An 11,819-nucleotide genomic window follows, 5' to 3' on the forward strand; every position below is an offset into this window, starting at 1 on the left:
CGGGGAGACGCCTACGCGGGTGGCCGCCCGCGCGAGCGCCGTCGACGAGGTGCGGTACGCCGGGGGGGGTCAGCGCCGCCGCGACGGCGTGCGCGGCGGCAGCCGGTGGAGTTCGACGGCGTCGAGCCGGCCGCCGGCGACCGTCGCGGTCAGGTACGTGCAGTACGGCTGGCGGCGGCGGTCGGTCGGGGAGCCCGGGTTGAGCAGCCGCAGGCCGGTGCCCGCGGTGGTGTCCCACGGGATGTGGCTGTGGCCGAACACCAGGACGTCCAGATCGGGGAAGCGGGCCGCGCAGCGTGCCTCCCGTCCCTGGGCCGGGCCGGTCTCGTGGACGACGCCGAAGCGCAGGCCGCCGAGGTCGGCGCGGGCCACCTCCGGCAGCCGGGCCCGCAGCTCGGGCCCGTCGTTGTTGCCGTACACGGCCACGAGCCGGCGGGAGCAGTCCGCCAGGAGGTCGAGGGTGGCCGTGTCGACCCAGTCCCCCGCGTGGAACACGACGTCGGCGCGCGGCAGTTCGGCCAGCAGCGGGGCGGGCAGCTCCCGGGCGCGCTTCGGCAGATGGGTGTCGGACATGATCAGCAGGCGCACCGGCCCAGCGTAGATCCCCGTCGGCCGGACGGGCCGTACGGACATGAACAGGTAAAACTGTGCAGCCTCGACTGGACAGTCTGTCCTGTCGATTTTAGGGTCGGAGCATGAACGCCGGGAGTATGAACAGGCAAGCCGCCGAGGGTGTCTCCGACTCCGCCGCCCGTGCCGCGCACGACCTGCGCGTGGTGTTCAGCCGGCTGCGCCGCCGGATCCGGGAGGTGGCCCGGGACGAGGACCTCACCCCGTCGCAGGTGTCGGCCCTCACCCTCGTCGGCAAGCACGGTGCCGCCACCGCCAGCGCGCTCGCCTCCGCCGAGGGGGTCCGTCCGCAGTCCATGGCGGCGACGCTCGCCGCACTGGCGCGGCACGGACTGATCCGCCGCACCCCCGACCCCGACGACGGCCGCCGGCAGCTCGTCATCCTCACCGACGCGGGCCGGGCCCGTGTCGACGGCGACCGGGAGCTACGGGGCGAGTGGCTGGCCCACGCGTTCCAGGACCGGTGCAGCGAGGAGGAACGGCAGACCGTTCTCGACGCGCTCGCCGTACTGGAGCGGCTCACCCGGCCGTGACCGGCATCCGACCCCCGCACACCGCACCACCGAAAGGCCCCTGCCCCATGGCTCTCACCGCCCTCGACCCCCGTACCGCCCTCGTCGTCATCGACCTCCAGGCCGGCATCCTCGCCGCGCCCGTCGTCCCGCACAGCAGCGCCGACGTCCTCGCCCGGAGCGTCGAGCTGGCCGAGGCCTTCCGTGCCCGGAACCTGCCCGTGGTGCTGGTCCGGGTCTCCTTCGCGGCCGACGGGGCGGACGCCGCACCGGGCCGCACCGAGGCCGGTTCCGGGGGCACCCGGCCCGAGGGCTGGGACGTCGTCGCCGGCGAACTGTCCGGGCACCCCGGTGACATCACCGTCACCAAGCACAACTGGGGCGCCTTCCACGGCACCGACCTCGATGTGCAGCTGCGCCGCCGGGGCGTCACCCAGATCGTGCTGACCGGCATCGCCACCAGCATCGGCGTGGAGTCCACCGCCCGCGCCGCGCACGAGCACGGCTACCACGTCACCCTGGTCACCGACGCCATGAGCGACATGGACGAGCGGACGCACCGCAACAGCGTGGAGCGGATCTTCCCGCGGCTCGGCGAGACGGGCACGACGGCCGACGTCCTCGCCCTGCTGGACAGGGCGCACGGCTGACGCACGGCCGAAGTCGCCGCACGGCACGGCCTCTTCCACGGGCCGGGGACGGCGAGCACAGCGGACCGCGTTAGCATCGGGCCACCTTCGCCACACCAGCACATGAACGGCAAGAGACCCAGGGGGCCCCAGCCTGATGCCGGTCAAGGTCAGCGTCATCGTTCCCGTCTACAACCCGGGGACATACATCGAGGACTGCATCGCCTCGTTGCAGCGGCAGTCGCTGCCTCCGGAAGCGTACGAGGTGATCTTCGTCGACGACGGCTCCACCGACGCCACCCCGGCCCGGCTCGACGCGCTCGCCGCCGAGGACCCCCGGATGCGCGTGATCCACCAGGAGAACTCCGGCTGGTCGGGCAAGCCCCGCAACGTCGGCATCGAGGCCGCCCGGGGCGAGTACGTCATGTTCGTCGACAACGACGACTACCTGGGCGACGAGGCCCTGGAGCGGATGTACGACTACGGCGTCGCCAACGGTGCCGATGTCGTCGTCGGCAAGATGGCCGGCAAGGGCCGCCCGGTGCCCGTGGAGCTGTTCCGCCGCAACCACCCCCGGGCCACCCTGGCCGGCACGCCGCTGATCGACAGCCTCACCCCGCACAAGATGGTGCGCCGGGAGTTCCTGGACCGGATCGGGCTGAGGTTCCCGGAGGGCCGGCGGCGCCTGGAGGACCACGTCTTCGTGACGGAGGCGTACCTGCGCGCGGAGAACGTCTCCGTCCTCAGCGACTACGTCTGCTACTACCACGTCAAGCGGGACGACGCCGCCAACGCGGGCTTCCAGCGCTTCGACCCGGTCGGCTACTTCGGCAACCTCCGCGAGGCCCTCGACATCGTCGAGAAGTACACCGAGCCCGGGGCCCTGCGGGACCGGCTGTTCCGGCGCTGGCTGCGCAACGAGATGGTCGAACGGCTGCGCGGCAAGCGGCTGCTGGCCGCGCCCGAGGACTACCGCCGGGAGCTGTTCACGGAGATCCACAAGGTCGTCGTCGAGCGCTTCGGTCCCGGCGTGGCGGCCGGGCTCCAGCCGACCCAGCGGGTCGTCGCGGCGCTGACCGCCGCCGACCGGTTCGACGACCTGGTGGCGTTCGCCGAGTGGGAGGCGTCCGTCGCGCTCGGCTCCGTGCCCGAGACGGTGACCTGGCGGGACGGCGCGCTGGAGATCGGCTTCCGGACCGAGTACACGTGCGCCGGACAGCCGATGACCTTCCCCGCGGAGGCCGCGAGCACGCCCCTGGACGGTGCGCCGAAGGACGTCGCCGAGGCGATCGCGTGGGTCGAGGAGCAGACCGCGGTCCGCTTCGAGGCCGCCACCGCCGATCTGCTGCTGCGCGAACGCTCCAGCGCCGCCCAGCACTTCCAGCCGGTGCGGTTCACCCGTGAGCCGGTTCCCGCCGGCGACGGCCGGGTGCGGCTCACCCTGCGGGCGACGGCCACCGTGGACCCGGGCACGCTGCCCGGCACCGGGATCTGGGACGCCCTGGTCCGGGTCAAGCTGGGCGGCTGGACCAAGGAGTGCCGGCTGGGGCCCGTCCCCCGGCCCGAGGGACGGCTCGCCCCGCCCGCCGGGGTCGTCGCCGCCCGGGCCGTACTGCCGTACTGGACCGATCCGCACCGCAACCTCTCCCTGGACCTCGGCGCCTCCGCCAAGCGGCTCGGGGTGCCGCGCGCGGACCTGTCGGTGTCCGGGGACCGGCTGGGCACGGGACTGCCGCTGTACGTGCCCGGCGAGACGGAGGTACTGGTGCGGTTCACCGCGCCGGGCCGGTCCGTCGACGTGCCCGGCACCCTGGCGCCGACGCCGGACCCCGCGCGGTCGCGGCTCGCGGCCGTGCTGCCCGCCGCCGTCCTGGCCGGCGGGACCTGGAAGGCCGCCCTCTGCCTCACCCCGCAGGCCGACCGTCCCCGGTTCCACGGCCTGCCGCAGCCCCTGCGGGTCGAGGGCGGCGCGGTGCGGGTGGGTCCGCCGCCCCGCCCCGGGCTCGGGGAGCGACTGTGGCGCACGGCCCGGCGGATGCTGGGCGCCGCCGTACGGAAGACGGCTTCCCGGATCGCGGAAGCCCGGAAAGCGAGGACGTGAGACGTGCGGGCACTGGGGATAGCGGGCGCCTGGGTACTGGAACCCAAGGTGTTCCCGGACGACCGGGGCAGTTTCCACGAGTGGTACCGCGGCGCGGAGTTCCGGGAGGCCACCGGGTACGACCTGGCGCTGGCGCAGGCCAACTGCTCGGTCTCCCGCCGGGGCGTGCTGCGGGGCGTGCACTTCTCCGAGGTGCCGCCCGGCCAGGCGAAGTACGTCACCTGTGTGCGGGGCGCGGTCCTGGACGTGGTGGTCGACATCCGCACCGGCTCCCCCTCCTTCGGGCAGTGGGAGGCGGTACGGCTCGACGACGACACCCGGCACGCGGTGTTCCTCGCCGAAGGGCTCGGGCACGCCTTCATGGCGCTCACCGACGACGCCACGGTGGTGTACCTGTGCTCGACGGGGTACGCGCCCGGCCGAGAGCACGGGGTGCACCCGCTCGACCCCGAGCTGGGCATCGCCTGGCCGGAGGGCATCACGCCGGTGCTGTCCGAGAAGGACGCCGCGGCGCCGACGCTGGCGGAGGCGGAGCGGGCGGGGCTGCTGCCGAGGTTCGCGGACTGCTCCGCGTACTACGAGCGGCTGCGCGGCCGGTAGCCGGGGTGCCGGGCGCCGTGCCGCGCGTCGGCGGGGCGGCCGGTGAGGCGGGGCTTCGCGGCCTCGGGACCGGCGGCGACGACCTCCTCGGTGGGGGCCTCGGCGCGGGGCCCGGTCCGGGGCGCCCGCGACGTCGCTGCCGTTCTCCCGTCCCGCCCGTCCCGCCCGTCCCGCTCGCGTGCGGGACGGGCCGGGGGACGGCCGCCGGGCCCGAGGTCCCCGGCGGCTCCCGTGATCGATGCGCCTAGCGGCTGACGCCGACCTGTTCCACCGCGCGGCGCAGCGGCTCCCAGCCGCGGGAACGGCCCAGGCCCAGGTTGCGGGCCTTGACCAGGCGGCTCCAGAAGCCCGCCTGGAGCAGGGTCTCGGCCGGTACCGCCCCGGACCGCTCCAGCAGCGTCTCCGGCACCTTCTGCGGGTCCTCGACGAGGTACTCGGCCATGATCTCGTCGTACTTGTCCTGGAGCACGGTGTTGTCCGGGTCGGCGCCGAACACCACGAGCTGGCCGGTGGGCCGGGTGTCCACCAGGACGGTCACCAGGTCGGGCCGGTACCGGGCCAGCACCTCGGTGATCTTGTAGACGTCACCGGTCCAGGCGTCGGTGTGCCGGTCCCGGGCCGCCTCGTCCACGCTGCGCGGCAGCATGTCGTCGAGGACGATCACGCTGGACCAGTCCGAGTGCTTCTCCACGTTGATGAAGTCGCGCAGCGCGTACTCGAACAGGTGCATTCCGTCGATGAACGACAGGTCGAGCGTGGTCCGCCGCCAGTAACCGGTCAGGGACCGGCCGCGGCGCATGTTGCGCAGCGGGTGGCGGCCGCTCTTGAGGTGCGCGAGGGGGTTCTTCCGGGCGAAGAAGTCGTCACTGGTGGCCTTCACCAGGTGGACGTCGCACTTCAGCTCCGAGACGACCTTGAACGCGGGGTCGATCGCGATGCTGGGGACCCGGGACAGGCGCAGGCTGCGGCCGTCGTTGACGCCGATCTCCAGGTAGTTGCGGTTGGCGCTGACCTTGTGCAGTTCCCGCAGGAACTCGTGGCGTTTCAACTGGACTCCTTGCGGATTCGGGGAAGAGCCTCGTGCAGGGCGGAACGCCAGTCGCGGGGCGCGGACAGGCCGGTCTCCTGCCAGCGGCCGTGCGCGAGGGCGCTGTATGCGGGGCGGGGCGCGGGCCGGGTGAAGGCCGCGCTGTCGGTGGGACGGACCCGGTCCGGGTCGGCGCCGAGGAGGGAGAAGATCTCCCGGGCCAGGTCGTACCAGGTCGCCTCGCCGGAACTCGTGGCGTGGTAGACGCCGCTCGCGCCGCAGCCGACCAGCGGGCCGAGGTCGGCCGCGCGGGCGGCGACGTCCGCGCTCCAGGTGGGCTGTCCGCGCTGGTCGTCGACGACGTCGACGGTGTCCCGGCGGCCCTCCAGCTCGATCATGGTGCGGACGAAGCTGCGGCCGTGGACGCCGTAGAGCCAGGCGGTGCGCAGCACGGCGCTCGCCTCGGGGAGTTCCTCCAGCACGGCCCGCTCGCCGGCCAGCTTGGTGCGGCCGTAGGCGGTGCGCGGGGCGGGGGGATGGTCCTCCGGGTAGGGGGCGTCGCGGCCGGCGCCGTCGAAGACGTAGTCGGTGGAGATGTGGACCAGGCGGGCGCCGTACGCGGCGCAGGTCCGGGCGAGCAGACGGGGGCCCTCGCCGTTGATCTCCAGGGCGCGGGCCTCGTCGGTCTCGGCGTCGTCGACGGCGGTGTAGGCGGCGCAGTTGACCACCAGGTCGGGGCGGTGGGCGGTGAACGCCTGCTCCAGGGCGGCCGGTTCGGTGATGTCCAGGGCGGTGCGGTCCAGGCCGGTCACGTCGGCGCCGCGCCGGGTGAGTTCGGCGACGACGTCCCGGCCGAGCATGCCGCCCGCGCCGGTGACCAGCCACCTCACGCGGCCCCCCGGGCGGCGCGCTGCTTCAGTGGCTCCCACCAGGCGCGGTTGTCGCGGTACCAGGCGACGGTCTCGGCGAGGCCGGTGGTGAAGTCGTGCTCGGGGCGGTAGCCGAGTTCGTCGCGGGCCTTGCTCCAGTCGACCGAGTAGCGCAGGTCGTGGCCCTTGCGGTCCTCGACGTACTCGACCCGGTCCCAGTCGGCGCCGCAGGCGGTCAGGAGCAGGCCGGTCAGCTCCTTGTTGGTCAGCTCGGTGCCGCCGCCGATGTTGTAGACCTCCCCGGCCCGGCCCCGGGTACGGACCAGTTCGACGCCGCGGCAGTGGTCGTCGACGTACAGCCAGTCGCGGACGTTGAGGCCCTCGCCGTAGAGCGGCACCTTCTTCCCGTCGAGGAGGTTGGTGACGAACAGCGGAACGACCTTCTCGGGGAACTGGTGCGGGCCGTAGTTGTTGGAGCAGCGGGTGACCCGCACGTCCAGGCCGTGGGTGTGGTGGTAGGCCAGGGCGATCAGGTCGGAGGAGGCCTTGGAGGCGGAGTACGGGGAGCTGGGCCGCAGCGGCCACTCCTCCGCCGCCGACCCCTCGGCGATCGAGCCGTACACCTCGTCGGTGGAGACGTGCACGAACGTCTCCAGGCCGTGCCTGAGGGCGGCGTCGAGGAGGGTCTGGGTGCCGACGACGTTGGTGAGGACGAAGTCGTCGGCGCCGAGGATGGACCGGTCGACGTGCGACTCGGCGGCGAAGTGCACCACCTGGTCGGCCTCGGCGACCAGTTTGCCGACCAGTTCGGCGTCGCGGATGTCGCCCTGGACGAACTCCAGCCGCGGGTGGTCGAGTTCGAGGTTGTCGAGGGTGCCCGCGTAGGTGAGCTTGTCCAGCACCGTGACGCGCGGCGCGTCCGGCGCGTCGTCGGCGAGGAGTCTGCGGACGTAGCGGGAGCCGATGAACCCGGCGGCGCCGGTGACGAGGAGGTTCATGAGTGGATCTGCACCTTGCTGTGGTCTCCGAGGACGAGTCGGTGGGCGCTGGGCACACTGGGTGCCGGTGTCACTTCCACGTGCCGGCCGATCAGCGATGCCTCGATCCGGCCCACCCCGTGGATCGAGGAGTCGCGCAGCACGATGGAGAACTCCACCTCGCTGTCGGTGATCCGGCAGTTCTCCGCGACGGAGGTGAACGGGCCGACGTAGGAGTCGCTGACCACGGTGCCCGCGCCGATGACGGCGGGGCCGACGATGCGCGAGTTCACTATCCGTGCCCCCTCCTCCACCACGACCCGGCCGATGGTCTCGGACACGTCGTCCACCTCGCCGTCGATGCGGCGCTCCATGCCTTCCAGGACCATCCGGTTGACCTCCAGCATGTCGCCGACGTTGCCGGTGTCCTTCCAGTAGCCCTCGATGACCGTGCACCGTACGTCGGCCCGGGTGTCGATGAGGTGCTGGAGGGCGTGGGTGATCTCCAACTCCCCGCGCCAGGACGGCTCGACGGCACGTACCGCCTCATGGATGGCCGGGGTGAAAAGGTACACGCCGACCAGGGCGAGGTCGCTCTTGGGCCGCTCCGGTTTCTCCTCCAGGCCGATCACCCTGCCGTCCGGGCCGAGTTCGGCGACCCCGAAGGCGCGCGGGTCGGCGACCCGGGTGAGCAGGATCTGGGCGTCCGGCCGGTGGGTGCGGAACTCCTCGACGAGGCCGGTGATCCCGCCCACGATGAAGTTGTCCCCGAGGTACATGACGAAGTCGTCGTCGCCCAGGTACTCCCGGGCGATCAGCACCGCGTGGGCCAGCCCCAGCGGGCGTTCCTGCGGGATGTAGGTGACCTTCAGGCCGAATCTCGATCCGTCGCCGACCGCTTCCTCGATCTCCGCCGCGGTGTCGCCGACGATCATGCCGACGTCGGTGATCCCGGCCTCGGCCAGGGACTCCAGTCCGTAGAACAGGACAGCTTTGTTGGCGACCGGGACGAGTTGCTTGGCCGAGGTGTGTGTGATGGGCCTCAGCCGGGTGCCCGCGCCGCCGGACAGCACCAGTGCCTTCATCTGGTTCACCCTACTGTCGATCCGGGTGAACGGAACGTTAGTTGATCGACCTGGTGGTGGCGAAGCCGTGCCGGCGAAGGCGCGGCGACCGGGTCAGGTCGCCGCGCCCTCGTCGTGTCGGTCAGCCGTCGTCGCCGCGCGGATCGGTCCGGGCGTCAGTCCTCGCCCCGGACGATGTGCGGTTCCGGCTCCCGTCCCGGCGGCGTCGCGCGCGGGGCGCCGGGGTCCTCGACGGCAGGCACCCAGGTGCGCACCGGGCCCGTCCCGGGTCGGCGGCGGGCCTCGGACCAACCGGTGGCCGGGTGGCGGGCGGCGGGTTTCTCACTGGTCTCCGTGACCACGGAACATCCACTTCCTTCTGCTCTCCGGGACCCCGGCCGGGTTCCCGGGTCCCGGGACGGCCAAACCCGCTCAGGTGTTGGGCCGGGCCACGCTGATGTCGCCCAGCGCCGACTCCGGGTCGCGCTCCATGGCCAGGTCGCCGAGCGAGACGATGCCGACGGGGTGCCCCTGGTCGACCACCGGGACGCGGCGTACGGCGTGCTCGCGCATCACCTGCACCGCGTGGTCCAGTTCCTCGTCGGGGCGGACGGTCACCAGGTCGTCACTGCACGCGCCGGCCACCGTGGTCCGTTCCGGGTCGCCGCCCTCGGCCAGGGCACGGATCACCAGGTCCCGGTCGGTGACCAGGCCGCGCAGGTCGTCGCCGTCGGTGACCAGGACGGCGCCGAGGTCCTGGTCGCGCATGATGCGGGCCACCGCGGTCACCGAGGTCTGCGGTTCGACGGTCACCGGGTCGCCGGTCATGATGTCGCGGACGTACTGGGTCATGACTGCTGCCTCTTCTTCCCTACGCGTACGTGCGGTCGGGGGCCGGGTAACCCGATGGCGGGCGCCGTCACCGGCCGACCGGCAGTTCGCTCCAGACCTGTTTGCCGCCGCTGACCGGCAGCGTCCCCCAGGCCGCGGAGACCGCTTCGACGAGGAGGATGCCGCGCCCGCCGGTGGCCTCCCAGCCGACGCCGGTGGGCCTGGCCGGGGTGCGGGGCGAGGAGTCGGCGACCGCGACGCGCAGCCGGCCGCCGACCAGGGTGAGGTCGAGGCGGACCGGGCCGTCGGTGTGCACCAGGGCGTTGGTGACCAGTTCGGAGACGACCAGCAGGACCGCGTCGACGCCGCCGTCCGCCACGTCCCAGGCGCGCAGGGTGCGCCGGGTGAAGCGGCGGGCGTGCCGGACCGCCTCGGGGACCCGCCACACCGTCCAGCTCTCGCGCAGCGGGCGCAGCGCCATCCCGTCGTAGCGGACCAGCAGCAGGGCCACGTCGTCGCTGCGGCGGGCTCCTTCGAGCAGGGCGTCCGCGACGAGGTCGAGGTGGCCGGGGTCGGCCGCGGCGAGCCCGCGGGCCAGCCGGTCCATGCCCTGGTCGAGGTCGGTGTCGGCCGACTCCACCAGGCCGTCGGTGGTCAGGGCGAGCAGGGTGCCGGGGCTCAGGCCGAGCGGACTCATCGGGAAGTCGGCCCCGGCCACCACGCCGAGCGGCGGGCCGCCCTCCGCCTCGGCGATCTCGGTCCGGCCGTCCGGGTGGCGCAGCACCGGGGGCGGATGACCGGCCCGTACGCACCAGGCTGTGCCCTCCTCCATGTCGAGGTCGACGTAGGCGCAGGTGGCGAAGAGGTCGGTCTCCATCTCGGCCAGCAGCCGGTTGGCGCGGGCGACCACCACGTCCGGCGGGTGTCCCTCGACAGCGTAGGCGCGCAGGGCGGTGCGCATCTGGCCCATGAGGGTGGCGGCGCCGGCGCTGTGGCCCTGGACGTCGCCGATGACGAGGGCCACGTGGTGGTCGGGCAGCGGGATCACGTCGTACCAGTCGCCGCCCAGTTCGAGGCCGGCGGTGCTGGGCAGGTAGCGGGCTACGGCGACCGCGCCGGGCAGTTTCGGCAGGCGGCGGGGCAGCAGTTGGCGCTGGAGCATGCCGACGAGTTCGTGTTCGGCGTCGAAGGCGTGGGCCCGGTTCAGGGCCTGGCCGGCGAGGCCGGCGGAGGCGGTGAGCAGGGCGCGTTCGTCGGGGCCGACGTCGTGCGGGCGGTCCCAGCCGATGAGGCAGACGCCGACGGCCCGGTCGCCGGCCGGCAGCGGCAGTACGGCGAGCCCGCCGGGGCCGACGTCGGCGAGGGCGGGTTCCAGGGAGCCGGTGCCGGCCGGCCAGACCTGGGCGCGGCCCTCGCGCAGGGCCGCGGCGAGGGTGGGCGTGGCGCGCAGCGGGGCGTCGGGCCACTCGGAGCGCCATTCGGTACGCCACACTGCCGGCCATGCCTCGGGGTCGGGCGGGTCGAGGACGGTGACGACGAGACGGTCGTTCTCCAGTCCGGCGAGGGCGATGCGGTCGGCGCGCAGTGGTCCGCGCAGGGCGGTGACGACGGCCCGGCCGACCTCGCGGACGGTGCCCGCGGTGGCCAGCGCGGCGGCCAGGCGCTGGACGCGGGCGACGTCGGTGACGTCGGAGCGGAGGGTGGCGGCGTCGGCGACGGTGCCGACGAGGCGGGCGGGCCGGCCCTCGCCGGCGGGCCGCAGGCGTCCGCGCAGTCTGAGCCACCTCGGTGCCCCGCCGGGGCGCAGCACGCGGAACTCCAGTTCCCGCTCGCCGAGGGACATGTGGTCGGCCTCGACCACCGACATCAGGGAGGGCAGGTCCTCCGGCACGGTCAGCCGGAGCAGCGTCTCGATCCGGCCGTCGAACTCCCGGGGGTCCAGGCCGAACACGTCCAGGATGTCGTCGCCGACCTCGACCCGGCCGGTGTCCACGGCGAGGGTGAACATGTCCGGTGGCAGTGCGTCGTCCGGGGCGGCCGGGGGCGGGGCGGGCCGGACGACGGACCCGGCGATCAGCTCCAGGTGCGCGCGCCCGCCGGTGCCGAAACCCGCCGGGCGCTCGGTGACCGCGAGGAGGCAGCCGCCGTTCCCGGGGAGGGGCAGCGCCGCCAGCCAGAAGCCGTCCGGCGGTACGCGGCGGGCCGCGGGGTGGCCGGCCAGTTCCTCCGGGCCGAGCCACACCGGACGGCCGCCGCGGTGGGCGTCGGCGACCGGGGAGCCGCCGGACACGGGGTACGCGTCGCGCAGCCCGTACAGCGTCCGGGGCACCCCGGCCGACTCCGCCAGGCACAGCAGGCCGGGGTCCTCGCCGGGGGCGTAGAGGCCGGCGAAGGAGGCGCCGGCGAAGACGAGCGCCAGTTCCAGGGCGCGGCGCGGCCGGTCGCCCGGACCGGCGACGGACGCGAGCTCCGCGAGGGCCCGCGCGGCACGCGCCGTTCCCGCTCCGCGCTCCACGTCACCCTCACTGGTCACGCCGCCATTACAACGCTTGCGCGGGGCCCGCGCAGCCCCTGTGCGC

At 73.8% G+C, this 11,819-nt stretch carries 12 protein-coding genes; 4 read left to right on the plus strand and 8 right to left on the minus strand.

Annotated elements, in window-relative coordinates; genetic code table 11:
* Positions 1-69 precede the first annotated feature (69 nt).
* The gene (locus ACIQR3_RS06490) at positions 70-588 is read right to left on the minus strand and encodes a metallophosphoesterase family protein (protein ID WP_403534975.1); all 519 of its coding nucleotides are present in this window, start codon (positions 586-588) and stop codon (positions 70-72) included.
* A gap of 107 nt (positions 589-695) precedes the next feature.
* Between ACIQR3_RS06490 and ACIQR3_RS06495 the strand changes: the two genes are divergently transcribed.
* From ACIQR3_RS06495 to rfbC, 4 genes are all read left to right on the plus strand, one after another.
* Positions 696-1,163, plus strand: coding sequence for a MarR family winged helix-turn-helix transcriptional regulator (locus ACIQR3_RS06495; protein WP_403534978.1), 468 nt, complete (start codon positions 696-698; stop codon positions 1,161-1,163).
* A gap of 47 nt (positions 1,164-1,210) precedes the next feature.
* Positions 1,211-1,792, plus strand: coding sequence for a hydrolase (locus ACIQR3_RS06500; RefSeq protein WP_403534981.1), 582 nt, complete (start codon positions 1,211-1,213; stop codon positions 1,790-1,792).
* 136 nt (positions 1,793-1,928) lie between these two features.
* Positions 1,929-3,872: a glycosyltransferase family 2 protein gene (locus ACIQR3_RS06505; RefSeq protein WP_403534984.1), complete on the plus strand. Its 1,944-nt coding sequence runs from the start codon at positions 1,929-1,931 to the stop codon at positions 3,870-3,872.
* Between the two features lie 3 nt (positions 3,873-3,875).
* The gene (gene rfbC, locus ACIQR3_RS06510; RefSeq protein ID WP_403534987.1) at positions 3,876-4,472 is read left to right on the plus strand and encodes a dTDP-4-dehydrorhamnose 3,5-epimerase; all 597 of its coding nucleotides are present in this window, start codon (positions 3,876-3,878) and stop codon (positions 4,470-4,472) included.
* Between the two features lie 244 nt (positions 4,473-4,716).
* Here rfbC and ACIQR3_RS06515 read toward each other — a convergent pair whose 3' ends face one another.
* The 7 genes from ACIQR3_RS06515 to ACIQR3_RS06545 all read right to left on the minus strand — a co-directional run bounded on the left by ACIQR3_RS06515 (position 4,717) and on the right by ACIQR3_RS06545 (position 11,773).
* A complete protein-coding gene (locus tag ACIQR3_RS06515; protein WP_403534989.1) occupies positions 4,717-5,520 on the minus strand; it encodes a class I SAM-dependent methyltransferase in 804 nt (267 codons plus the stop codon).
* Complete coding sequence (gene rfbD / locus ACIQR3_RS06520; protein ID WP_403534992.1) at positions 5,517-6,389, minus strand: dTDP-4-dehydrorhamnose reductase; 873 nt, start codon at positions 6,387-6,389, stop codon at positions 5,517-5,519. Before rfbD ends, ACIQR3_RS06515 begins: the two co-directional genes overlap by 4 nt.
* Positions 6,386-7,366, minus strand: coding sequence for a dTDP-glucose 4,6-dehydratase (gene rfbB, locus ACIQR3_RS06525; protein ID WP_403534995.1), 981 nt, complete (start codon positions 7,364-7,366; stop codon positions 6,386-6,388). The genes rfbD and rfbB overlap by 4 nt, the downstream gene beginning before the upstream one ends.
* Positions 7,363-8,430: a glucose-1-phosphate thymidylyltransferase gene (locus tag ACIQR3_RS06530; protein WP_403534998.1), complete on the minus strand. Its 1,068-nt coding sequence runs from the start codon at positions 8,428-8,430 to the stop codon at positions 7,363-7,365. Before ACIQR3_RS06530 ends, rfbB begins: the two co-directional genes overlap by 4 nt.
* Before the next feature lie 155 nt (positions 8,431-8,585).
* Positions 8,586-8,771, minus strand: coding sequence for a hypothetical protein (locus tag ACIQR3_RS06535; RefSeq protein WP_403535000.1), 186 nt, complete (start codon positions 8,769-8,771; stop codon positions 8,586-8,588).
* A gap of 70 nt (positions 8,772-8,841) precedes the next feature.
* On the minus strand, positions 8,842-9,261 hold the full coding sequence (locus ACIQR3_RS06540) for a CBS domain-containing protein (RefSeq protein ID WP_403535002.1): 420 nt from the start codon (positions 9,259-9,261) through the stop codon (positions 8,842-8,844).
* 67 nt (positions 9,262-9,328) lie between these two features.
* Positions 9,329-11,773, minus strand: a complete 2,445-nt coding sequence (locus tag ACIQR3_RS06545; RefSeq protein ID WP_403535004.1) for a SpoIIE family protein phosphatase — start codon at positions 11,771-11,773, stop codon at positions 9,329-9,331.
* Between the last annotated feature and the right edge of the window lie 46 nt (positions 11,774-11,819).

Source organism: Streptomyces sp. NPDC090994 (assembly GCF_044768905.1).
Lineage (GTDB): Bacteria > Actinomycetota > Actinomycetes > Streptomycetales > Streptomycetaceae > Streptomyces.